This window comes from Stenotrophomonas genospecies 3, from assembly GCF_054473855.1.
The window spans coordinates 126295-149012 of record NZ_JBTMUR010000006.1; the positions used below are offsets into that span (position 1 = coordinate 126295).

Here is a 22718-nt window from a genome sequence, read left to right on the forward strand (position 1 = left end):
GGAATGCGAGAATGTAGGGTCTGGCGAGTCTACCCCAGCCGCTGCGGCTGGCGAATTCTCCCGGGTTCCCCTGCTTAAGCTGGAGTTGCAACCGGATGGCGATGTCCCTGGCCGAGATCCGATACCTGATCAACCGCCTGTCGGGCCTGGCCCGCCGGAGCCTGGCAAGCCTGCGCACCCGTGGGTGGCGGGCCACCTGGCAACGCATCCGCGTGCATACCCAGCGCGCCGTTCCAGCCCCGCGCACGCCACTGTTCCTGCCACCGGCCCAGGATTTCACCCCCTTCACGGTGCCGTTCAGCGAGTCGCCGGAGGTGAGCATCGTCATCCCGGTCTACAACCACGTCGGCCACACCCTGGCCTGCCTGCGCGCCCTGGCGGCGCACCCGCCGGCGGCCGCGTGCGAGATCCTGGTCGTGGATGACGGCAGCAGCGACGCCACCGTGCAGTGGATGCCGCAGGTGGCCGGACTGCGCTATGAAGTGCGCGAGCACAACGGCGGCTTCATCGAAGCCTGCAATGACGGTGTATCGCGCGCGCGCGGCCGCTACGTGGTCCTGCTGAACAACGATACGGTGCCGCAGCCGGGCTGGCTCGACGCCCTGCTGGACACCTTCGACAGCGTGCCCGACGCCGGCCTGGTCGGCAGCCAGCTGCTGTACCCGGATGGCCGCCTGCAGGAATCAGGCGGGGTGATCTTCGCCGACGGCAGTGGCTGGAGCTACGGCCGCTTCGAGGCCGCCGATGATCCACGCTTTGCCAGCCTGCGCGACGTCGACTACTGCTCGGGTGCGGCGCTGATGCTGCCGCGCGCCCTCTGGCAGCAGCTGGGCGGCTTCGATACCCGTTACAAGCCGGCGTACTACGAGGACACCGATCTGGCCTTCCGCGTTCGCGCCCGGGGCCTGCGTGTGCTGGTGCAACCAGCCAGCCGGGTGATCCACGATGAAGGCACCAGCAACGGCACCGATACCGGCAGCGGTGTGAAGGCCTACCAGGTGCGCAACCAGGCCATCTTCGCCGCCCGCTGGGCCACCGAGCTGGCCCGCCATCCGGCGGTGGGCGAAGTGCCGTCACCCGCGCTGCTGCTGCGTGGCCGACGCCAGGTGTTGATCCTGGACGAGGAAGTACCCCAGCCGGATCGCGATTCGGCGTCACTGCGCCAGGTGAACCTGATCCGCCTGCTGCTGCAGGGCGGCGCTCATGTGGTGTTTGTTCCCACCCGCCGCGAACATGGCGGTGCCGCCACCGAAGCACTGCAGCGGATGGGCGTGGAAGTCTGGTATGCGCCGTTCCTCGATGGCGTCGCCAGCTGGCTGCGAACGCACGGTGCGCGTTTCCACGTGGCGCTGCTGGTCCGCCACCATGTCGCCCACGAGTGCCTGCCGCTGCTGAAGCGCTATGCGCCGCAGGCCCGCACTGTGTTCGACACCGTGGACCTGCACTACCTGCGCGAACGTCGTGGTGCCGAAGTCGCCGGTGATGCCGGGTTGCTGCGCGCCGCCGAGCGCACCCGCGCCAGCGAGCTGGCGGTGATGGAGCAGTGCGACGTCACCGTGCTGGTCAGTGCCGCCGAGCGCGAGCAGCTGCAGGCCGACGCCCCTTCCGTGCAGGTGGAGCTGATCTCCAACCTGCACGACGTCGCCGGCGCCGGCAAGCCGTTCGAACAGCGCCATGATCTGGTGTTTGTCGGCGGCTTCCGTCATCCGCCGAACCTGGATGCCATGGAGTGGTTCATCGGCGAAGTCTTTGCCGGCATCCGCGCCCGCCTGCCCGAGGTACGCCTGCACTGCATCGGTGCCGCCACACCGGAATCGCTGCTGGCATTGGCCGCACGCCAGCCCGGCGTGCAGATGCACGGTTTCGTCGAGGACATCACGCCCTACATGGACGGCGCACGCATTTCCATCGCGCCGCTGCGTTTCGGCGCCGGCGTGAAGGGCAAGATCAACCTGAGCATGGCCCATGGCCAGCCGGTGGTAGGTACCACCTGCGCTGTAGAAGGAATGCACCTGCACCCGGGCCAGGACGTGCTGGTGGCCGATGATGCGGCGGGCTTCGCCGATGCGGTGGTCCGCCTGTACCAGGATCCGCAGCTGTGGCAGCAGTTGTCCGACGCCGGCCTGGCCAACATCGCAGAGCACTTCTCCCTCGACGCTGCCCGCGCGACCGTGCAGCGGGTGTTCTTCATCTAATCCGGGCGACCGCCGGCGCGGCGCAGGCGGTCTTCGAACGCCGGCAGCTCGGCCAGGTCCGGTTGCAGCAACCGGGCCTGTTCGGCGGCGTGCGCAGCGAAGGCCAGGTCGCCATTGCCGAGCCGTTCGCTGCCGATCGCCAGCCAGCGCTGGGCCAATCGCAGCCGCGCCGAGGGCAGGCCCGCTGCGGTCGGTGACAGCGTCTGCCAGGCCTGCAGGCAGGCGCCAGCCGCCTGTACCCGGTTCTGCCGCAGATTGTCGTCGAAGCAGCGGCGACTGGCGGGCAGCAGCCGCGCTGCGGCAGCCTTCACCCGTGCATCGCGTGGCGCCAGTGACTGCGCTTCGCGCAACGCGTCGAACGCACTGTGCCCGGGGGGGCTGATCCATTGCCCGGCACGTTCGGCGCGCTCGATCCTGCGCAGGTGGTCGCGCAGTTGGCGCTCGCGCTGCGTGTTGCTGACCGCCGGCTGCTGCAGCGCCTTCTGCGCCTGTTGGGCGCGCTGCAGGCGTTGCGCGAGCTGCTGTTGCGCCGCCGGCGAAGCACCCAGTTCCGCTGCCAGTGCGGCATCGGCCTGCGCCGCTTCGAACTGGAAATCGTCGGCCTGCTTCTGGCTGCGTGCCAGCACCGCCTGCAAGGTCTGTTCGCGGCCGCGCTGGGCACTGGAATCATCAACCGCCACTGCCAGCACGGCGAGGAATCCCTTCGCTGCGGATTCCAGCTGCCGACGCTGCAAGGCGCGCTGGGCCTGGCGCAGGCGCTGGTCGACGGCCTGTGCCAATGCTTCCTGGCTGGCGGGCAGATCGGCGTGGCCGGCATCGAACTGGCGCGCACGCTGCAGTATCGCGGCTGCCTCGGCCAGCTCGCCGCGCCCGGCCAGGATGCGGGCCTGCTGCAGCAGATCGCTCAGTGCGTCCTCGCGACCTTCCAGCGCCGGCAGATTGTCCGGCTGCAGTACCAGGATGCGCTGGAACAGGGGCAGCGCGCTGCTGTCACCGTCGTCCAGCCGGCCCGCTGCAAAGGCGTTGCGCGCCTGCGCCAGCAGTGCACCGATGCCGGCGCCTGCGCTGCGCCGGGCCTGCAGCTGGCGTGCCACGGCGTCCGCATCGCCCTGCGGCACCTGCAGTTCCCGGGCCAGTGCCAGCGCCTGCGCGCTGCCTTCGAGGTCGTTGGCCTGCAGTTTTTCGCTGGCCTGCTGCAGGGCCGCGGCGCCGGTACGGGCCAGCCCCTCACGGGCCTGCGGACGATCACCATCCAGCGCCAGCACGGCCTGGTAGCGCTCACGCGCACCACTGCCATCGGCGGCACTCAGCCGCCCGGCCGCCAGTGCGCGATCGCCTTCGGCCAGCAACTGTTCAATCTGAGGCTCATCCCAGAACCAGTCGGCCAGCGGCTTGCGCAGCAGCACCAGCAGCACGAACACCGCCAGCGCCGCGACCAGCGCCCAGCACCACACCCGGCGCGCGTGACGTGCCTGCAGCCACCACCAACGGCCTTCGCGGCGGACGCGGTCCAGCGCAGGATGTTCAGCGCCATGCGGGCGATGCGGAGGCTCGCGTTCCATGCGTGCAGGGTAGCCGGGGCAGCGTGAAGCTCAGCCGAGGCGACGCGCCTCGCTCACGCCGGGCAGCGCATCCAGCTTGCCCAGCAGGGTCGACAGCTGGCCGTAGTCGCTCACCTTCAGGCGCAGGCGCAGGTGGGCACGGCCACTGTTGCGCACGTTGTCACTGTGGATGTCGAGCACGTAGGCGTCTTCCTGGGCGATCAGGTTGGTGATGTCCTTCAGCAGCCAGCGGCGGTCGACTGCAGTGACCACCACGTCCACTTCGTAGCCGCCACCGGCCTGGCCCCACTCCACCGGCAGGATGCGCTGCGGGCTGGTGGCTGCCAGCCGGGCCAGCGCGGCACAGTCTGCACGATGCACGGTGACACCCCGGCTACGGGTCAGGTAGCCGACGATCGGTTCACCGGCCACTGGCTGGCAGCAACGCGCCAGCTGCACCAGCAGGTTGCCCACGCCCTGCACGGTGAACTTGGACTTGCCCAGGTTCTCGCGGCGCGCGGTCGGCCGCGGCAGGGCTGGCGCGGGCGTCGGCTGGCTCGCTGCACGTTCGGCTTCCAGCAGGGTACGACTGACCTGGTTCGGGCCGGTGTCACCGAGCGCCACCTGGATGTAGAGGTCGTCAACGCTGTCGGCATGGAACTTCTTCGCCGCCACCGCCAGATCAGAATGCTGCAGGCCCAGACGCTTCAGCTCGCGCTCGAGCAGTTCGCGCCCGGCCTGCACGTTGCGCGCGCGGTCCAGCTTGTGGAACCAGCTGCGTACTTTTTCGCGCGAGCGGTTGCTGGCCAGGAAGCCGTTGGCCGGCATCAGCCAGTCGCGGCGCGGATCGGCCTCCTTGCCGGTCAGGATCTCGACGCGGTCGCCGCTGCGCAGGCGGTAGGTCAGCGGCACGATACGGCCATTGACCTTCGCACCACGGCAGCGGTGGCCCACCATCGTGTGCACCTGGTAGGCGAAATCGAGCGGCGTGGCGCCCTGCGGCAGGTCCAGCACCTCGTCCTTCGGGCTCAGTGCATAGACCCGGTCCTCGGTCAGCTCGGCATCGAGTGCCCCGGCCAGTTCATTGCCCTGCCCGTCCTGCGCCTGCTCCAGCAGCTGGCGCATCCAGGTGATCTTGCGGTCGAAGGACTTCTCCGCGCCCTTGCCGCCTTCCTTGTACTTCCAGTGCGCGGCCACGCCCAGCTCGGCCTGCGAATGCATCTCGTGGGTACGGATCTGCACTTCGATGGTGCGCCCTTCCGGGCCGACCACGGCGGTATGCAGCGAGCGATAGTCGTTGGCCTTGGGCCGGGCGATGTAGTCGTCGAACTCGCTGGGCACCGGCGCCCACAGTGCATGCACCACGCCCAGCGCGGCGTAGCAGGCGGCGACATCGTCGACCATGACGCGCACCGCACGGATGTCGTACAGCTGGTCGAACGCCAGCCGCTTCTTCTGCATCTTCCGCCAGATGCTGTAGATGTGCTTCGGGCGGCCACTGACCTCGGCCTTGATGCCCTGCGCGACCAGTTCGCGCGACAGCACCTTCTTGACGTTCTCGACGTAACGCTCGCGGGCGATGCGGGTTTCGTCCACCTCCCGCGCAATGCGCCGGTAGGTCTCCGGTTCCAGGTGGCGGAACGCCAGGTCCTCCAGCTCCCACTTCAGCTGCCAGATGCCCAGGCGGTTGGCCAACGGCGCATGGATGTCGCGGGTCAGCTGCGCCAGCGCGCGGCGTTGCTCGTCGTCCAGCTTGTCGGCCGCGCGCATGCGCGCCAGCTGCCGCGCCAGCAGGATGGGCACCACGCGCAGGTCACGGATGATCGCCAGCAGCAGGCGGCGCAGGCCCTCGCTGTTGCGCCCGGCCTCACGGCCGGCATGCAGTGCCCAGACCGGGTCGGCCGCATCCTGGCCATCCAGCAGGCCGATCACTGCGGCCTTGTGGTTGCCCAGCGGCAGTTGCTCCAGGCTGGCGCGCAGGCCGGGCAGATCGAACAGCAGGGCCGCGACCACCGCGCCTTCGTCGGCCGAGAGCATCGCCAGTGCGTCGAGGGTGTCGCCCAGCACCGACCAGCTGGCGCGCATCTGATGGTCGCAGTCCGGTGCTTCCCAGTGCCCGCGCAGGGCCTGGCGCAGCGGAGCAGGCAGCACGGCTGCCGAGGGGCGGTTCAACAAGGCATCCAGGCCGGGGACGGAAGCGCGGTTCACAGCATCGAGCAGGCAAGACAGAGGCCCCTACACTAGCGCCGGCGCCGTTCAGGGACAATCACCGCGGCCACCATCACCCGGCATGAAGACATGCCGCTACACTCGCGGGCAAACCCAGGAGAGTCCCGACATGTCCTCGATCGTCCCGCGTTTCCGCCTACGGCTGCTGGCCTGTGCCGCACTGTTGCTGTCCCTGTCGGCGCCTGCGCTGGCCCAGCGCGTGGTGGAGGGTGACCTGCAGCAGCAGATGTCACCGGCCGAGTTCAAGGCCGCCGGCCTGGACAAGCTCAACGCGCAGGAACTGGCCACGCTGAACCGCTGGCTGCAGGGCAAGGTCGAAGCGGCCACCACCCAGGCGGTTGCGGCCGTACGGGAAACGGCGCGCGAGGAAGGCCGTCAGGAAGTGATCGTGAAGAATCGCGGCTTCTTCGATTTCGGCAGCAGCGAGCCGATCACCGGCGTGCTGCAGGGCGAGTTCCGCGGCTTCGGCAAGGGCCGCGTCTACGTGCTGGACAACGGCCAGGAATGGGAGCAGACCGATGCAAGCACCCTGGCCGGTGTGCGCAAGCAGTCCCCCGCCGTCAGCATCAAGCCCGGTGTGATGGGCGTGTGGTACCTGAAGGTCGACGGCGTGAACACCCAGCCGAAGGTGCGCCGAACCAAGTAACGCCGTGACGTTGCTGCAGAGCCGAGCGAGGGCTCGGCTCTGCAGCAACGACGTCACGCCTGGCGCAATGCGGTCACCCGCTGCGCCAGCTTCTTCGCAGAGATGCCGGTGCGCGCACCCAGCTCCTGCGCGAACAGCGATACGCGCAGCTCTTCCAGATCCCAGCGCAGGGCCTGCCATTGCGGGCGCTCGCGCAGTCCCTGCTGCTCCCCCACGTCCAGCGCTTCCAGGAATGGGTGCAGTTCCAGCATGCGCGCCTGGTCACGCGGCGGATCACGCTTGGCGCGCTCGGTACGCAGGATCATCGCCTTCAGATAGCGCGGGTACTGTGCCAGCGCGTCAGCCGGCGTATCGCGCAGGAAGCCGGGATGGATCAGGCCGACCAGCTGCGCTTCCATGTCGTCCAGATTGCCGCGCGCCCAACCCATCAACGGTGCTTCCAGCATCGGCTTCAGTTCCGCCACCAGCGCCAGGATGGTTTCGGCCAGCTTCAGCCGCGACATGGCCTCGCCGAACAGCGCCTTGGCCGCATGCTCACGGCGCTGCTCGAAGGCTGCCGCATCGCGGATGTCTTCCAGCCCCTCGGCCAGCACCGCGTTCATCGCCGCATCGACCAGGTCACCACGCAGGCGCTCCTGCGACTCGATCGCCGCATACAACAGGCCGGTCTTGGCACCGACCGGCAGCTGCTTGCGTGCCTGCTTCACCTTCTCGGCCAGGGCAATCTCCAGCAGACGGCGCACGCCCAGCGGATGGGCCTCCAGCGCCTGCTGGCGATCGGCGAAGATGCGCAGCGCCACGCTGTCGCCCTCGTCCAGCAGCGCCGGATAAGCCGGCACGCCCGCTTCACCGGGTACCTGCAGCGGAATCGGCGTGGCCGGGAACGTGCGAAGGCCATCGGCGGCCATCTCGCGCCCAGCGCGTGCAGCGAACGCATCGCCGGCACGACCACCGAACTTCGCGCGCAGTGCGTCCAGATCGCGCGAGGTCGCCAGCACCTTGCCCTGCTCGTCGCGCAGCCGCAGGTTCATGTGCAGGTGCGGTTCGATCGAACCAGGCTCGAAATCGAGCGCGGTCACCGTTGCGCCGGTCGCACGTGACAGGAAGCGCGCCAGTTCGCCGGTAATGGCATCGGCGCTGGGCTGCGGGAACGCCTCGTAGAACGCGCGACCGAAGTCCGGTGCCGGCACGTAGTTGCGGCGCATCGCCTTGGGCAGGCTGCGGATCAGTGCCGAGGCCTTGTCGGCGACGAAACCCGGCGCCAGCCAGCCCAGTTGCACCGGGTCCAGTGCGTTGAGCAGGTGCAGCGGTACGTCCAGGGTCACGCCATCGTCGTCGGCACCCGGTTCGAAGCGGTAATGCAGCGGCAGGCGCGCCTGGCCCAGCGGCAGGTACTTCGGGTAACGCTCCTGTTCGCTGCCCTCACCCGGCAACAGATCGACCAGCGACCAGTGCAGGGTCTTGCGCTGTTCCGGCGCCAGCCCCTTCCACCAGGTATCCAGACCCGCCGCCGAATGGATCTGCGGCGGCACCCGGTCCAGATACCAGCGCGCCTGCCAGTCCTCGTCGGCGACGATGCCGGCGCGGCGCAGCTTGGCTTCTTCCTCGCGGGCGATCTCCAGCACTTTCTGGTTGTCCGCCACGAAGCTGGCGCGGGTGTTGATCTCGCCGGTCACCAGTGCCTGGCGCACGAAGATGTCGTGCGCTTCGCCCGGCGCGATGCGACCGTAGTGCACCGGCTTCTTCGGCGCCAGCACCAGGCCGAACAGGCTGATCTGCTCGGAGGCCAGCACCTGGCCCTGCGCGCGCGACCAGTGCGGATCGAAGTGCTTGCGCAGCAGCAGGTGCGGCAGTTCGGCGATCACCCAGTCCGGCTCGATCGTCGCCAGGGTCATGCCCCACACCTTCTGCGTATCCAGCAGGTTGGCCACCAGCAGCCACGGCGGCGGCCGCTTGGACAGCGCCGAACCCGGGAACGGCAGGAAGCGGCGCTGGCGTGGCGCCTGGAAGTCACCCTTCTCGGTGCGGTGGCCGATCTGCGTCGGCAGGCCCGCCACCAGCGCCCGATGCAGTGTCTGGTACGCAGCGGCACGCACGCGTTCGCTGAAACCGCCGCCAACCGGTGACTGTTCCTTCTGCGCACGCACGGGCACTGGCGCCGGGGCCGCCTCGGCCTTGCCTTCGCGGGCCAGGCGCGCGGCACGGTGCAGCTGGCCTCGGGTGGCTTTCACTGCGGCGGCATCATCACGCGCCGGGGCCGGTGCACTGCTGCCGGCCAGCAGCGGTGCCATCGAGGCCTCGTTGGCTTCTTCCTTCCAGCCCAGTTCCTCGCACAGCAGGCGCAGTTGGCGATGCAGCTCGCGCCACTCGCGCATGCGCAGGAAGCCAAGGAAGTGGCGGCTGCACCAGTCGCGCAGCTTCGACTGGGTCAGGTCTTCATGGGCCTGCCGATAGGCATCCCACAGGCGCAGCACACCAACGAATTCGGACCGCCCATCGGCGAACTGCGCATGCGCGCTGTCGGCCGCGCCACGCGCTTCGGGCGGGCGCTCGCGCGGGTCCTGGATGCCCAGGAACGAGGCGATCACCAGCATCGGCCGCAGGCAGCCGGCGGCCTGCGCGGCGACCAGCATGCGCGCCAGCTTCACGTCCACCGGCAGGCGTGCCATCTGCTTGCCGATGGTAGTCATGCGCCGCTCGGCGTCGATCGCGCCCAGTTCGGTCAGCTGCTGCCAGCCATCGGCCACCGCGCGTTCGTCCGGCGCTTCCAGGAACGGGAACTCCTCGATGCGGCCCAGGCCCAGCTGCAGCATGCGCAGGATCACCCCGGCCAGGCTGGAGCGGCGGATTTCCGGATCGGTGAACTCGGGCCGCGCCTGGAAATCGGCCTCGGCATACAGGCGGTAGCAGATGCCCTCGGCGATACGGCCGCAGCGGCCCTTGCGCTGATTGGCGCTGGCCTGCGAGATCGGCTCGATGTGCAGGCGGTCCAGCTTGTTGCGCGGGCTGTAGCGCTTGACGCGGGCAAAGCCCGGATCGACCACGTAGCGGATGCGCGGCACCGTCAGCGAGGTTTCCGCCACGTTGGTGGCCAGCACGATGCGCCGGTTCGGCCCGGGGTTGAACACCCGGTCCTGGTCCTGGTTGGACAGGCGCGCGTACAGCGGCAGCACCTCGGTATTGCGGTACTTGCGGCGTTCCAGCGACTGGTGCGCATCGCGAATCTCGCGCTCGCCCGGCAGGAAGATCAGCACGTCGCCGCGCGCATCCAGGCGGGTGATCTCGTCGATAGCCGACACGATGGCGTCATTGACGGTGCGTTCGCCCTGGTCTTCGCCCTCGCCTTCCAGCGCGCGATAGCGCACTTCCACCGGGTAGGTGCGGCCTTCAACGCTGATCACCGGCGCATTGTCGAAATGCTGAGCGAAGCGTTCGGTGTCGATGGTGGCCGAAGTGACGATCAGCTTCAGGTCGGGGCGCTTGCGCAGCAGCTGCTTCAGGTAGCCCAGCAGGAAGTCGATGTTGAGGCTGCGTTCGTGCGCCTCGTCGACGATGATCGTGTCGTAGTTCGACAGCCAGCGGTCACTGGCGATTTCCGCCAGCAGGATGCCGTCGGTCATGAACTTGATTCGGCTGTCTTCGCTGACCTTGTCGTTGAAGCGCACCTGGTAGCCGACCAGCTGGCCCAGTTCGCTCTGCAGTTCCTGCGCCACGCGGCTGGCCACCGCACGTGCGGCAATCCGTCGCGGCTGGGTGCAGCCGATCATGCCGGCCTGGCCACGGCCTGCGGCCAGGCACAGTTTCGGCAGCTGGGTGGTCTTGCCCGAGCCGGTTTCACCGGCGATCACCACGACCTGGTGGTCGCGGATCAGCCCGATGATGGCGTCGGCTTCACGCGCAATCGGCAGCTGCGGGTCCAGAGTAATGGACGGCTGCTGCTGCGCCCGTGTCATCCGGCGCTGCACCGACGCCTGCAAGGCCTGCTCGAAAGTGGCGGCCAATGCCGCATCCTGTGGCTTGGCTTGGCAACGCGAGAGCATCCCCAGCAAACGGCCCCGGTCGCGGCTCATGGCGCCGTCGATGGCGGCGCGCTGTTGGCGCAGGCGGGGCGATGGATTTTTATCGATAGAGTTCATCAATCGGTTCGTTCAAAACTTTGAAAGCGACCAGTCATCACGACCGGTTTATTGTGAAGGCCAACGATTCCACAAGGAGGAACCCCATGGCGAAGACCAAGAGCACGACCAAGGCCAAGACCGGCAAGCAGAAGCTTGCAGCGGCGGCACCGTCGGCGCCGAACATCGATATCGGGATCACCCAGGGCGACCGCAAGAAGATCGCCGACGGTCTGTCGCGCTTCCAGGCCGATGCGTTCACGCTCTACCTGAAGACGCACAACTTCCACTGGAACGTGACCGGGTCGATGTTCAACTCGCTGCACACCATGTTCGAGACGCAGTACACCGAGCAGTGGGCGGCACTGGACGACGTGGCCGAGCGCATCCGCGCGCTGGGCTTCAATGCCCCGGGCTCCTACCGGGAATTCGCTGCGCTGACCTCGATCGCCGAGGAACCGGGCCTGACCGACAGTGCGGACTGGCGTGAAATGGTACGCCAGTTGGTGGTCGCCAACGAAGCGGTCTGCCGTACGGCACGTGAAGTGCTGGACGTGGCGGCCAAGGGTGACGACGCCCCGACCGAGGATCTGATGACCCAGCGCCTGCAGACCCACGAGAAGTACGCCTGGATGCTGCGCTCGCTGCTCCAGTAAGGATTGAGGGGGGTCGGCAGGGCTTGCAGCCCTGCACCCGCCGAATCAACGTCAACATCAACGTCAAAAGCTGGTGTCCTGTGGGTAGGCGGGGTGGGTCCGCTCTGGTAGGTGTCGACCTTGGTCGACACGGATGAATTCAGTCGATATCTGACAGATGTGTCGACCAAGGTCGACACCTACCAACAGCCGCGTGAACCTGTCGAGGGCGGGGCGGTGTCGGATTGCGGGGTGTCAGCCGCATGGATGCGGCTGCCAAGCCTACAGGGACGTACTTGCGGCGTCCCCGCAATCCGACACCGCCCCGCCAACCCACGGATCACCCCAGAGCCGGCTGTTGCCTTTGACGTTGCTCTGGCTTGAAGGCTTCTGCAGGTGCAGGGCGCAGCCCTGCCGAGACACCCCCGCCGGGGTAAACTAGCCGGATGGCTTCCCGTCCCGCGCACGACCTGCTCCAACGCGTCTTTGGTTACGACGATTTCCGTGGTCCCCAGCAGGACATCGTGGAGCATGTGGCTGCCGGTCATGATGCCCTGGTGCTGATGCCCACCGGCGGTGGCAAGTCGCTCTGCTACCAGGTGCCGGCCCTGCTGCGTGACGGTTGTGGCATCGTCATCTCGCCGCTGATCGCGCTGATGCAGGACCAGGTCGAAGCCCTGCGTCAGCTCGGCGTGCGTGCCGAGTACCTGAACTCGACCCTGGACGCCGAGACCGCCGGCCGCGTCGAGCGCGAACTGCTCGCGGGCGAGCTGGACATGCTCTATGTCGCCCCCGAGCGCCTGCTGACCGGCCGCTTCCTGTCGCTGCTGTCGCGCAGCCAGATCGCCCTGTTCGCCATCGACGAAGCACACTGCGTGTCGCAGTGGGGCCATGATTTCCGCCCCGAGTACCGCCAGCTGACCGTGCTGCACGAGCGTTGGCCACAGATCCCGCGGATCGCGCTCACCGCCACCGCCGATCCGCCGACCCAGCGCGAGATCGCCGAGCGCCTCGATCTGCAGGAAGCACGCCACTTCGTCAGCTCCTTCGACCGCCCCAACATCCGCTATACCGTGGTGCAGAAGGACAACGCCCGCAAGCAGCTGACCGATTTCCTGCGCGGCCACCGCGGCGAGGCCGGCATCGTCTACTGCATGTCGCGGCGCAAGGTCGAAGAGACCGCCGAATTCCTCTGCGGCCAGGGCTTCAACGCCCTGCCCTACCATGCCGGCCTGCCACCGGAAGTACGCGCCAGCAACCAGCGCCGCTTCCTGCGCGAGGATGGCATCGTGATGTGCGCCACCATCGCCTTCGGAATGGGCATCGACAAGCCGGACGTGCGCTTCGTCGCGCATACCGACCTGCCCAAGTCGATGGAAGGCTACTACCAGGAAACCGGCCGCGCCGGCCGTGATGGCGAGGCCGCCGAGGCCTGGCTGTGCTACGGCCTGGGCGACGTGGTGCTGCTCAAGCAGATGATCGAGCAGTCCGAAGCCGGCGAAGAGCGCAAGCAGCTGGAGCGGGGCAAGCTCGATCACCTGCTGGGCTACTGCGAATCCATGCAGTGCCGCCGCCAGGTGCTGCTGGCCGGTTTCGGCGAGACCTATCCCCAGCCCTGCGGCAACTGCGACAACTGCCTGACCCCGCCCGCCTCCTGGGACGCGACCATTCCGGCGCAGAAGGCGCTGAGCTGTGTCTATCGCAGCGGCCAGCGTTTCGGCGTCGGCCACCTGATCGATGTCCTGCGCGGCAGCGAGAACGAAAAGGTCAAGCAGCAGGGCCACGACAAGCTCAGCACCTACGCGATCGGCCGCGACCTCGACGCGCGCACCTGGCGCAGCGTGTTCCGCCAGCTGGTCGCCGCCAGCCTGCTGGAAGTGGACAGCGAGGGCCATGGTGGCCTGCGCCTGACCGATGCCAGCCGCGACGTGCTGACCGGCCGCCGCCAGATCAGCATGCGCCGCGATCCGGCCAGCAGTACCAGCGGCCGCGAGCGCAGCGCACAGCGTACCGGGCTGTCGGTGCTGCCGCAGGATCTGGCCCTGTTCAACGCGCTGCGCGGCCTGCGTGCCGAACTGGCCCGCGAACAGAACGTGCCGGCCTTCGTGATCTTCCACGACAGCACTCTGCGCAACATCGCCGAACAGCGCCCGACCAGCCTGGACGAACTGGCCCGGGTCGGCGGCATCGGCGGCACCAAGCTGAGCCGTTACGGCCCGCGCCTGGTCGAGATCGTGCGCGAAGAAGGGTAGCGGCTCTACATTGGTGCTACTCCAACCTTGAACCGGCCATTCAGCCGGAAGTGCATCCGCGCCCGCTTGCAGCTAGATTAGTGTCATGTCCTTGGCCTCGACCCTGCTCCGTGTCGTGCTCATGCTCAGCCTGTTGCTCAACGGGCTGAACGCGGCCATGGCCAGTGGTCACGAGGAAATGGGCCGGATGGCGCACGCCGTAGCCACTGCTGTTGACGGCGGCACCGCCGACTGCCACCACCACGCCGGCATGCAGGCCGACGAGGCTCCGCAGGCCAAGGCCCCCGCCCATGACGCTCATTGCCAGATCAAGGACTGCGTGCGCAGCTGTGCCCAGCACCCGCTGCTGGTAGTGCTGCCGTTGCCGGTCATGGCCGGCCCGGCATTGTCGCTGGCCCCGCAGCCGATGCCGGCCACTGGCCGTCCGGCGCCGCCACTGCCGCCGATTTCGCGTCCTCCCATCGGCTGATTCCACACGCACCGTGCGCCCTGCGCACCGCAGCCGGCCGCCTGCCGGCGTCTTTACGTGTCTGGAGTCACCACCATGAATACCCGCATTCCCCCCGGTCCGGGCGCTGTGCCCATGCCGTCGCGCCGCCTGTTCGTGCAGGGCCTGGCCGCCGGCGGCGTGGTTGCCGGCATCGCCGCTGTCGGCGTGCCGCAGCGCGCGCTCGCCGCCGCCACGGCCGCCCCCCGGCTGGCCGGCGCCCCCGCCGTGCTAAGCGACACCCGCATCGAACTGGCCATCGGCGAATCGCTCGCCAATTTCACCGGCCGCACCCGCCCGGCGATTACCGTCAACGGCTCGCTGCCGGCACCGATCCTGCGTTGGCGCGAAGGCCAGACCGTCGACCTGTTCGTGCGCAACACGCTGGAACGCCACCCGACCTCGATCCACTGGCACGGCATCCTGCTGCCCGCCAACATGGACGGCGTGCCCGGCCTGAGCTTCAACGGCATCGGCCCTGGTGAGACCTACCACTACCACTTCGAGCTGAAGCAGTCGGGCACCTACTGGTACCACAGCCACTCCATGTTCCAGGAGCAGGCTGGTCTGTACGGCGCGCTGATCATCGACCCGGCCGAACCGGCGCCGTACCACCACGACCGCGAGCACGTGATCATGCTGTCGGACTGGACCGACATGGACCCGGGCGCGCTGTTCCGCCGCATGAAGAAGCTGGCCGAGCACGACAACTACTACAAGCGCACCCTGCCCGACTTCCTGCGCGACGCGAAACGCGACGGCTGGTCGGCGGCGCTGTCCGATCGTGGCATGTGGGGCCGGATGCGGATGACGCCCACCGATATCTCCGACATCAACGCGCACACCTATACCTACCTGATGAACGGCACCGCCCCGGCCGGCAACTGGACCGGGCTGTTCCGCAGCGGCGAGAAGGTGCTGCTGCGCTTCATCAATGGCGGGTCGATGACCTACTTCGACGTACGCATTCCTGGCCTGAAGATGACCGTGGTCGCTGCCGACGGCCAGTACATCCACCCGGTGAGCATCGATGAGTTCCGCATCGCCCCGGCCGAAACCTACGATGTGATCGTCGAACCGAGCGGCCAGGACGCCTTCACCATCTTCTGCCAGGACATGGGCCGCACCGGCTACGCCGCCGGAACACTGGCGGTTCGCCATGGCCTGCAGGCACCGATTCCCGCGCGCGACCCACGTCCGTTGCTGACGATGAGCGACATGGGTCACGACATGGGCGGTGGTGGCCACGGCGGTCACGACATGGCCGCGATGAAAAGCATGGAAGGTGGCTGCGGCGCCAGCATGGGCCACGGCGCGCACGGCGGCGGCGATGCCGCCAGCAAGGCACCGAAGCACCCTGCCAGCGAACGCAACAACCCGCTGGTGGACATGCAGAGCTCGGCCTCCGAACCGAAGCTGGACGACCCCGGCATCGGCCTGCGCGATAACGGCCGCCAGGTGCTGACCTACGGCGCGATGCGCAGCCTGTTCGAAGACCCGGATGGCCGCGAGCCGAGCCGCGAGATCGAACTGCACCTGACCGGACACATGGAGAAGTTCTCCTGGTCGTTCGATGGCATCCCATTCGCCAGCGCCGAACCACTGCGGCTGAACTACGGCGAGCGCATGCGCATCGTGCTGGTCAACGACACCATGATGCAGCACCCGATCCATCTGCACGGCGTGTGGAGCGATCTGGAAAACGCACAGGGCGAGTTCCAGCTGCGCAAGCACACCATCGACATGCCGCCGGGCACCCGCCGCAGCTATCGCGTGCGCGCCGATGCACTCGGCCGCTGGGCCTACCACTGCCATCTGCTGTACCACATGGAAGCGGGCATGATGCGCGAAGTGAGGATCGAAGAATGAGCCGCTCACTGCTTTCCCCCAGCCTGCTGGCCCTGGGCCTGGCCGCTGCATTGCCGGTGTTCGCGCAGTCGCACGCTGGTCATGACATGGCCGCGATGGATCCGCCCGCGAAAACCGCGAAGACGCCGGTCGAACCGGTCGATCATTCGAAGATGGATCATTCGAAGATGGATTCGGGCGCGATGGACCACTCAGCCATGGATCACTCGAAGATGGACCATGGCGCGAGGCAGCCGGCGACGATGGACCATTCGACGATGGACCATTCCACGATGGACCACGCCGCGATGGACCACGGATCGCCTGCACCGACCGAACCGCGCGAACCCATCCCGGTGCCGACCGATGCCGACCGCGCCGCGGCCTTCCCGCCCATCGCCCACGGTGCGATGGAGCATGCGCCAGAGATCAACAGCCTGCTGCTGATCGACCGTCTGGAACATTGGGATGGCAAGAGCAGCAATGGCCAGGCCTGGGAGGCGACCGGTTGGATCGGCGGCAACATCAACCGCCTGTGGCTGCGCACCGATGGCGAGCGTAGTCGTGGCCGCACCGAATCGTCGTCGCTGGAAGCGCTTTATGGCCGCAGCGTGTCGCCGTGGTGGGACGTGCTGGTCGGCGTGCGCCAGGACTTCCGCCCGGCCGACTCGCGCACATGGGCGGCCGTCGGCATCCAGGGCCTGGCGCCGTACAAGTTCGAGAGCTCGGCCACGCTGTACATGGGCTCCGGCGGCCAGGTGCTGGCCAAGGCCGAGGTCGAGTACGACGTGCTGCTGACCAACCGCCTGATTCTGCAGCCGCTGCTGGAAGCCACCGTCGCGGCCAAGGACGAGAAGGAGTACGGCATCGGCCGTGGCCTGAACAAGGTCGAAGCCGGGCTGCGACTGCGCTATGAGTTCAGCCGCCGCTTCGCGCCCTACATCGGCATCAGCCACGAACGCACGTTTGGTGACACCGCCGACTATGCCGGTGACCACGCGCGCGACACGCGCTGGGTGGCTGGCGTGCGCATGTGGTTCTGAGCAGCAGATCGTGAGCAATGGCCAGCCCCGGCAGCCGCCGGGGCCGGCTACACTGCGCCACGTTCCAATGCAGGCACCGCCATGTCGTTGCAGATCCGCCGCGCCACCCTTGCCGACGTCGACGCGCTGTCGGCCATCGCGATTGCCACCTACAACGAAACCTGGGGCGATTCCTATCCGCCGCAGGAGCTGCACGATTTCCTGCAGGCGCACTACAGCAGCGAGCCGCAGCGCATCGAACTGTCCGATCCACGCAGTGCCATCTGGCTGTTGATGGACGGTGACGCCGTGGTCGGCTATCTGGCCGCCGGTGCCAACACCCTGCCGCACACGGATGCACGCGAGGGCGACATCGAACTGAAGCGGTTCTACATCCTGGCCACACACCAGAACGGCGGCCACGGTGCACGCCTGATGGACGCGTTCATGGCCTGGCTGGACCAGCCGCAGCGCCGCACCCTGTGGGTGGGCGTGTGGGAAGAGAATTTCGGCGCACAGCGCTTCTATGCGCGTTACGGCTGCAGCAAGGTTGGCGAGTACGACTTCATCGTCGGCGACACCCACGACCGCGAGTTCATCCTGCGGCGGCCGTGATCACGCGCTCCATGTAGAGTCGAGCCATGCTCGACTGCACCTGATCCGTAGAGTCGAGCTTGCTCGACTATTGGTAACAAGAGCCAGTCGAGCAAGCTCGACTCTACAGCGCCTCAGAAATCGAACAGTTCCGACAGGAAGCTGTCCTTCTTCTTTTTCTTGTATCCGTGGCCCCGATTGTCCTCGTAGCGCTGGCCCAAGTGGCGGGTATCACGGTGCATCACCGGCGGCGGAGAGGATGCCGGATGCTGCTGTACAGGCGCGGGCGGCGGCACGGCCGCACCGGCACCGGCACGCTCGATGATCTTGTCCAGTTCACCACGATCCAGCCACACGCCCCGGCAGCCGGGGCAATAGTCGATCTCGATGCCATGGCGTTCGGCCATCTGCAGGGTCTGGGTCTTGCACACGGGGCACAGCATCGGCATTGCTCCTGTCGGTCCTGCATCGACTGTACCTGTGCGGTGATGACTGTGCGGCAACGCATGACCGATGGCACAGGGACTTCCGACGCGTGCCGATGCGGCGGCAGTCGCACACACTGGGCCCCTGTTCCGCAGGGAGTGCGTACATGACCGCGTTGTCCCGCCTGCCCACCGCCGCGCGCCTGCTGCTGGTCCTGCTGGGCGTTGGCCTGGGCCTGAATCTGCGCGATATCGCTGCGGCCGCAGGGACTCCGATTCCCGCCCTGCCCATACCCTACGGCGGCAGCCTGCTGGACAACGCGCTGGCGGTGCTGGTGGCACTACTGCTGGCCACGCTGCTGCGGCCCTGTGGCATGGGCCTGCTGGCCAGCCTCGGGCTGCGCGGGAATGGTTGGGGCGGCCCGATGTGGGTGTTGCTGGCCAGCCTGCCGTGCTGGCTGGGCCTGGCGCTGCTCGGTACCCCGAACACCGCGCTGACCGCATTGGATGCCACGATGCTGGCCGTGCTGTTCCCACTGGCCGAGGAAGTGCTGTTCCGCGGCCTGGGCTTCGTGCTGCTGGTGAAGATCGTGCGTGGTCCGTGGCCGCTGCTCGCGCTGCCGCAGGCGCTGCTGTTCGGCATGGTGCACTGGCTGGACTTCGGTGGGTTCGACGGTGGCGGCATCGCGCTGTTCGTCGGCGCGGTGATCGCCCTCGGCGGCTTCATCTTCGCCTGGCTCGACCACCTCGACGGTGACACCCTGTGGTGCGGCCTGGTCCTGCACGTTTCGATGAACCTGGCCTGGAATGTGTTCAGCCTTGATGACGCCGTCGCGCTCGGCTGGCCGGCCACCAGCCTGCGCATCGGCACGGCCCTGATGGCGGTGCTGGTGCTGGCCTGGCACGTGCGCCGCCAGCGGCGCGGGCGGCTGTAACGCCCACTTAGCTTGCCGTGCACGCCGGGCTCACTACCGGCTTGCGCATACTTGCGCGCCTTTCGCTCCCCCTGTTGTCCGGAGTTGCCGCGTCATGTTGCTGTCCAAGCGCTTTGTGGAACCGCGCGTCCTGCTGATCGAGGACGCCGAGGAAACCCAGGAACTCAGTCGCCTCGCCCTGGAAAGCCAGGCCTGCCAGGTCACCGCTGTCAGCAGCGCCGAGGCCGCACTGGGCCTGCTCAACGCCGGCGAACCGTTCGACCTGCTGTTCACCGACGTCTGCCTGGGCGGCATCAGCGGCATCGAAACCGCCAACCGCGTGCGTGAGCACCTGCCGCAGCTGCCGATCCTGGTCACCTCCGGCATGGACCAGCACCGCGTGCTGCCGCAGCTGCGCGCCGGCATCCACTTCCTGCCCAAGCCGTACAGCATGAGCGAGCTGCTCGATGCCATCCGGCTGTGCTTCCGGCACGCAGCGGATGCCACCCTGATACCTCCGCCGCAGGCCAGCGCGGCCTGAGGCAATCATCCACGCCTGGCGTGGATCTACTGATTCCGTTTCTCTTCGGCATGGATCCACGTCAACACCACCGGTAGATCCACGCCATGCGTGGATGCAGCCCCCCATCAACCGCCGGTGTACGGCCCTTCACCCGGCATCACCTCCAGCAGTGCGCGAGTGATCACCCGCGGGTAGACCGTGAGATGGTCCTCGCCGTCAATCACCACGTTGTCCACCTTCAACTTGCGCCCCGTGCGCTTCAGCTGGGCAGTGAAGTCCGCGGTCTGCCTCAGCATGTCGTTGCCGGTGGAATAACGTGGCCCTGGCTTGTCCGTCTCGTAACTGCCCACCGATAGCAGCACGCGCGTAGGCTGCGTCGGGATGACTGCGGCATCCTGCATGCGCGGCAGCAGAAGCTGGTCGAACCACAACGAAGGACTGGACAGGATGTAGGTGCTGAACAGGTCCGGTTGTGTGGTCAGCACATAGGCGCCGAACAGCGCGCCATAGGAATGACCGGCGAACATGCGCCGGGCGGGATCGGTGCGATAACGCGCATCGACCATCGGCAGCACCTGTGTCGCCAGGAAATCACGGTAGTGCGCGGCACCGCCGTAGGTGACGTCATCACTGTAATAGCCATCGACCGTGCGCGCCGGATTGCTGGGCGTGTAGTCGCGCGAGCGGCTCTGCTTTGAAGTCAGGCCTTCCTGCGGCGGCAAACCGACCAGGATGAAATTCTCGATGTTGACGCCCTGCTGCCCCACCAGATTGCGCACGCTGCGCACCAGCGGGAAGCTGTACAGCGCATCGGTCACGTACAGCACCGGATAGTGCTTTTCCGGATGCGCCGCATAGTCGGCCGGCAGCGCCACCCAGATCGGATAGTCGCGGCCCACGGGGTCATGTATGCGCAACGCTTCCGTATCCGGCAGCACCACGCCTGGCGCAGCGGCTGCCGCGCTCTCCTTCACTTCACTCTGCGTTGCCGGTGGTGCCACCGACATCGCACAGCCACTCACGGCCAGGCAGGCCGCCACACTCCATCCACGCACACGCTGCATCCACGCTCTCCCGTTGCGGGCGGCGCCCCCAGGTGGCGCCGCTACCGCATCCTCACACGTCGTGCGGTGCAGTGCCACGCCGGATCAGGGCGAGGCCGGCGGCGGTGCCGGGAACAGCGTGCGCAGCGCCTGCAAGGCGGCCGGATGATAGATCGTCGCGTGGGTTTCCTCCGGCAGTGGCAGGTACTTCACCAGCGGCGACGGCGACGCCTGCTGCAGCAGCGTGGCCAACTGCGCGGCGGACGCAGCCAGCTCCGGCTGCCCACTGCTGGCCAGGAATACGCGCGGCTGCGCACGCGTCACCGCCGGCAACTGCTTGGCCGCAGCGGCCAACATCGCGCCCCGGTTCCACCACAGGCTGGGGTCCAGCGCGATGTAGCTGTTGAACAGTGTCGGCTCCTGCAGCAACGTCTCGACCACGAACAAGCCGGCCAGCGATTCACCGATCAGCGCGCGCTCGTCGGTGGTCGGGTAGCGTTGGCGCACCTGCGGCATCAGTTCATCGCGCAGGAAGCTGCGGTAGGCCGCTGAACCGCCGATGCGGGGTGCGATCTTCTGGTCCTGCGGGTCGCTGCTGGGGCCCGTCATGTCGCGGCGGCGTTCGGTGTTCTCGATGCCTACCAGCAGGAACGGACGCATGCTGCCGTTGCCGCTCAGCACCTGCACCAGCCCTGCCACATGCAGGAAGTCCTCGCCGATGCCGCCATCGGCCATGTACAGCACCGGCAATGGTGCCTTCGGGTCCAGACCCCAGGGTTGCGGGCGGTAGACATTGATGCGGCGGGTTTCGCCCAGCGCCTTCGATTCAATGGTGAAGGTCTCGCCGATGACCAGCGGGGTTGCGGCGGCGGCCTGTGCGGACGGCGCAGGCTCGGCGGCCATCAACGGCGCGGCGGAGACAGCGGACAACAACAGCGACAGCACGATCAAGCGCATGGAGCGGCCCATCCTGGGAAAGTGCCGAGCATAACGCCAAGGCCAAGGCGTCGGCCGATTCGGCAAGCCTGCACGTATGCTACGGCGCTGCGCGATGCTTGAACTGTATCGGGAAATGACTGCAATCGCGTTTGCTAGCATTCGTCGTTTCCTACAAGGAGTTGGGACATGGGGGGCTTCAGCATTTGGCACTGGATCATTCTTCTGGCGGTCGTCCTGATCCCGGTCGGCATCGCAGCCGTCATCGCAGCGATTGTTCTCAGGCGAAAGTAGATCCACGCCATGCGTGGATGCGCATTCTGGGGATGCCTCAAGCGCATCCGCGATGGCGACGGCGCCGACGGCCTGCCCTGGCCGGAAACCGATCTGCCGCCCGGGCGCGAACAGGCGATGGCACGCGCGAAGCGTGCCGCCGTTGGCATGCTGACCGTGGCGGAAATGCTGCACGCCGCTGAGCGCTGCCGGTCGATGGCCACGCCCGACTGCCATCTGGATGAAAGGGGGGCGATGGGTTGTTCTTCGCCTGCCGCGGGCTGGCGGAACGGGTGTGCCGGGATATCCGGCCGGCGTACCCGCCGTTGCACCCAGAACCGGTCCATACTTGGGACCGACTGGTCACCAGCCACTTCGAAACCTACAAGGAGGTTTGCATGTTGAGTGCAGTACTCATCGCCGCGCTGGCCGCCAGCCCGGCCGCGCCCGTACCGTATGCCGATTGCCTGCTCGGCAACATCCAGCCCGGGCTGTCTGATCGTGCCGTGCAACTGGTGCAGGAGGCCTGCGCTGCAAAGCATCCGGAGAGCTTCGCCGCAGCAATGGAACTGGAACGCAGAACCAGTCTGCAGCGGCTCACCTATTTCGAGGCGGCAAGAGCGGAGGCGGCACGTTCTGCGAATGCGGCAGCAACGGCCGCACAGGAGGCTGCCGACGCGGCGGCGGCTAAAGCGAAGAATGCGCGGACGAAGTAGTTGCCCTGGACGAGCGCCACAAAAAAGGCACCGCATTGCGGTGCCTTTCTGAATGACCTGGGTCATTGGATGCAATGGTGGGCCGTGAAGGATTCGAACCTTCGACCAAAAGATTAAAAGTCTTCTGCTCTACCGACTGAGCTAACGGCCCATTGCACTGCCCCAGCCTTTCGGCGGGGTGGGCATTCTACCCTACTTTGCCGGGCCGGGTGAAACCCTGGTGCGTCGAGGTTGCCGGCCAGCGGCCGGCACTACCCCGATCTGGGCCGCCGGCTTAAACCTTCCGGGCCTCCGTCGCATCCCATCTGTGATCCTTCCCCGGAG

General features: G+C 67.4%; 17 protein-coding genes and 1 tRNA gene. 11 read left to right on the forward strand and 7 right to left on the reverse strand.

The genetic code is table 11. From position 1 onward, the window contains the following. Nucleotides 1-95: 95 nt before the first annotated feature. Complete coding sequence (locus tag ACX9OT_RS09955; RefSeq protein WP_459001882.1) at nt 96-2195, forward strand: glycosyltransferase; 2100 nt, start codon at nt 96-98, stop codon at nt 2193-2195. On the opposite strand, the gene ACX9OT_RS09960 is transcribed toward ACX9OT_RS09955, so the two are convergent. Next, entirely contained in the window at nt 2192-3757 is a 1566-nt protein-coding gene (locus ACX9OT_RS09960; protein ID WP_459001884.1) for a hypothetical protein, read from the reverse strand. The two genes, ACX9OT_RS09955 and ACX9OT_RS09960, sit on opposite strands and share 4 nt — an antisense overlap. Before the next feature lie 30 nt (nt 3758-3787). Beyond that, nucleotides 3788-5944: a RelA/SpoT family protein gene (locus ACX9OT_RS09965; protein WP_049400498.1), complete on the reverse strand. Its 2157-nt coding sequence runs from the start codon at nt 5942-5944 to the stop codon at nt 3788-3790. A 130-nt stretch (nt 5945-6074) separates the two neighbouring features. Here ACX9OT_RS09965 and ACX9OT_RS09970 point away from each other — a divergent pair, with 130 nt between their 5' ends. Beyond that, the gene (locus ACX9OT_RS09970; RefSeq protein WP_032130197.1) at nt 6075-6611 is read left to right on the forward strand and encodes a hypothetical protein; all 537 of its coding nucleotides are present in this window, start codon (nt 6075-6077) and stop codon (nt 6609-6611) included. A gap of 53 nt (nt 6612-6664) precedes the next feature. On the opposite strand, the gene hrpA is transcribed toward ACX9OT_RS09970, so the two are convergent. Further along, nucleotides 6665-10747 carry an ATP-dependent RNA helicase HrpA gene (gene hrpA, locus ACX9OT_RS09975; RefSeq protein ID WP_459001887.1) on the reverse strand — a complete coding sequence of 1361 codons (4083 nt, stop codon included), beginning with the start codon at nt 10745-10747 and terminating at the stop codon, nt 6665-6667. An 86-nt stretch (nt 10748-10833) separates the two neighbouring features. Here hrpA and ACX9OT_RS09980 point away from each other — a divergent pair, with 86 nt between their 5' ends. The 6 genes from ACX9OT_RS09980 to ACX9OT_RS10005 all read left to right on the forward strand — a co-directional run bounded on the left by ACX9OT_RS09980 (nt 10834) and on the right by ACX9OT_RS10005 (nt 17585). Next, nucleotides 10834-11382: a Dps family protein gene (locus tag ACX9OT_RS09980; RefSeq protein WP_006439098.1), complete on the forward strand. Its 549-nt coding sequence runs from the start codon at nt 10834-10836 to the stop codon at nt 11380-11382. A 425-nt stretch (nt 11383-11807) separates the two neighbouring features. Next, entirely contained in the window at nt 11808-13613 is a 1806-nt protein-coding gene (recQ, locus tag ACX9OT_RS09985; RefSeq protein ID WP_180844970.1) for a DNA helicase RecQ, read from the forward strand. 85 nt (nt 13614-13698) lie between these two features. Then, entirely contained in the window at nt 13699-14082 is a 384-nt protein-coding gene (locus tag ACX9OT_RS09990; RefSeq protein WP_180844969.1) for a CopL family metal-binding regulatory protein, read from the forward strand. Nucleotides 14083-14157: 75 nt separating this feature from the next. Next, entirely contained in the window at nt 14158-15969 is a 1812-nt protein-coding gene (locus ACX9OT_RS09995; protein ID WP_459001890.1) for a copper resistance system multicopper oxidase, read from the forward strand. Beyond that, nucleotides 15966-16991, forward strand: a complete 1026-nt coding sequence (locus ACX9OT_RS10000) for a copper resistance protein B (RefSeq protein ID WP_459001892.1) — start codon at nt 15966-15968, stop codon at nt 16989-16991. The genes ACX9OT_RS09995 and ACX9OT_RS10000 overlap by 4 nt, the downstream gene beginning before the upstream one ends. An 81-nt stretch (nt 16992-17072) precedes the next feature. After that, nucleotides 17073-17585 carry a GNAT family N-acetyltransferase gene (locus ACX9OT_RS10005; protein WP_132810655.1) on the forward strand — a complete coding sequence of 171 codons (513 nt, stop codon included), beginning with the start codon at nt 17073-17075 and terminating at the stop codon, nt 17583-17585. Nucleotides 17586-17698: 113 nt separating this feature from the next. On the opposite strand, the gene ACX9OT_RS10010 is transcribed toward ACX9OT_RS10005, so the two are convergent. Next, nucleotides 17699-18007: a TFIIB-type zinc ribbon-containing protein gene (locus ACX9OT_RS10010; RefSeq protein WP_132810656.1), complete on the reverse strand. Its 309-nt coding sequence runs from the start codon at nt 18005-18007 to the stop codon at nt 17699-17701. 149 nt (nt 18008-18156) lie between these two features. Between ACX9OT_RS10010 and ACX9OT_RS10015 the strand changes: the two genes are divergently transcribed. Together ACX9OT_RS10015 and ACX9OT_RS10020 are read left to right on the forward strand one after the other, a co-directional pair. Then, nucleotides 18157-18924 carry a CPBP family glutamic-type intramembrane protease gene (locus ACX9OT_RS10015; protein ID WP_459001894.1) on the forward strand — a complete coding sequence of 256 codons (768 nt, stop codon included), beginning with the start codon at nt 18157-18159 and terminating at the stop codon, nt 18922-18924. A 94-nt stretch (nt 18925-19018) separates the two neighbouring features. Continuing rightward, nucleotides 19019-19444: a response regulator gene (locus ACX9OT_RS10020; protein WP_049400506.1), complete on the forward strand. Its 426-nt coding sequence runs from the start codon at nt 19019-19021 to the stop codon at nt 19442-19444. Between the two features lie 107 nt (nt 19445-19551). On the opposite strand, the gene ACX9OT_RS10025 is transcribed toward ACX9OT_RS10020, so the two are convergent. Both ACX9OT_RS10025 and ACX9OT_RS10030 read right to left on the reverse strand, forming a co-directional pair. Next, nucleotides 19552-20490 carry an alpha/beta hydrolase gene (locus ACX9OT_RS10025; protein WP_459001897.1) on the reverse strand — a complete coding sequence of 313 codons (939 nt, stop codon included), beginning with the start codon at nt 20488-20490 and terminating at the stop codon, nt 19552-19554. An 84-nt stretch (nt 20491-20574) separates the two neighbouring features. Then, nucleotides 20575-21426 carry an alpha/beta hydrolase gene (locus ACX9OT_RS10030; protein WP_071228994.1) on the reverse strand — a complete coding sequence of 284 codons (852 nt, stop codon included), beginning with the start codon at nt 21424-21426 and terminating at the stop codon, nt 20575-20577. Between the two features lie 650 nt (nt 21427-22076). Here ACX9OT_RS10030 and ACX9OT_RS10035 point away from each other — a divergent pair. Next, nucleotides 22077-22394 carry a hypothetical protein gene (locus ACX9OT_RS10035; RefSeq protein ID WP_049463266.1) on the forward strand — a complete coding sequence of 106 codons (318 nt, stop codon included), beginning with the start codon at nt 22077-22079 and terminating at the stop codon, nt 22392-22394. A gap of 75 nt (nt 22395-22469) precedes the next feature. Here the strand turns inward: ACX9OT_RS10035 and ACX9OT_RS10040 are convergent. After that, nucleotides 22470-22545: transfer RNA gene (locus ACX9OT_RS10040), tRNA-Lys, on the reverse strand. Between the last annotated feature and the right edge of the window lie 173 nt (nt 22546-22718).

Bases quoted from the DNA above. Each gene is read 5' to 3' on its own strand.
- ACX9OT_RS10025 (WP_459001897.1), bottom strand. From the start codon at position 20,490: ATGCAGCGTGTGCGTGGATGGAGTGTGGCGGCCTGCCTGGCCGTGAGT.
- hrpA (WP_459001887.1), bottom strand. From the start codon at position 10,747: ATGAACTCTATCGATAAAAATCCATCGCCCCGCCTGCGCCAACAGCGC.
- ACX9OT_RS10010 (WP_132810656.1), bottom strand. From the start codon at position 18,007: ATGCTGTGCCCCGTGTGCAAGACCCAGACCCTGCAGATGGCCGAACGC.
- ACX9OT_RS09980 (WP_006439098.1), top strand. From the start codon at position 10,834: ATGGCGAAGACCAAGAGCACGACCAAGGCCAAGACCGGCAAGCAGAAG.
- recQ (WP_180844970.1), top strand. From the start codon at position 11,808: ATGGCTTCCCGTCCCGCGCACGACCTGCTCCAACGCGTCTTTGGTTAC.
- ACX9OT_RS09955 (WP_459001882.1), top strand. From the start codon at position 96: ATGGCGATGTCCCTGGCCGAGATCCGATACCTGATCAACCGCCTGTCG.
- ACX9OT_RS09990 (WP_180844969.1), top strand. From the start codon at position 13,699: ATGTCCTTGGCCTCGACCCTGCTCCGTGTCGTGCTCATGCTCAGCCTG.
- ACX9OT_RS10005 (WP_132810655.1), top strand. From the start codon at position 17,073: ATGTCGTTGCAGATCCGCCGCGCCACCCTTGCCGACGTCGACGCGCTG.
- ACX9OT_RS10000 (WP_459001892.1), top strand. From the start codon at position 15,966: ATGAGCCGCTCACTGCTTTCCCCCAGCCTGCTGGCCCTGGGCCTGGCC.
- ACX9OT_RS10020 (WP_049400506.1), top strand. From the start codon at position 19,019: ATGTTGCTGTCCAAGCGCTTTGTGGAACCGCGCGTCCTGCTGATCGAG.
- ACX9OT_RS10015 (WP_459001894.1), top strand. From the start codon at position 18,157: ATGACCGCGTTGTCCCGCCTGCCCACCGCCGCGCGCCTGCTGCTGGTC.
- ACX9OT_RS09970 (WP_032130197.1), top strand. From the start codon at position 6,075: ATGTCCTCGATCGTCCCGCGTTTCCGCCTACGGCTGCTGGCCTGTGCC.
- ACX9OT_RS10035 (WP_049463266.1), top strand. From the start codon at position 22,077: ATGTTGAGTGCAGTACTCATCGCCGCGCTGGCCGCCAGCCCGGCCGCG.
- ACX9OT_RS10030 (WP_071228994.1), bottom strand. From the start codon at position 21,426: ATGCGCTTGATCGTGCTGTCGCTGTTGTTGTCCGCTGTCTCCGCCGCG.
- ACX9OT_RS09995 (WP_459001890.1), top strand. From the start codon at position 14,158: ATGAATACCCGCATTCCCCCCGGTCCGGGCGCTGTGCCCATGCCGTCG.
- ACX9OT_RS09960 (WP_459001884.1), bottom strand. From the start codon at position 3,757: ATGGAACGCGAGCCTCCGCATCGCCCGCATGGCGCTGAACATCCTGCG.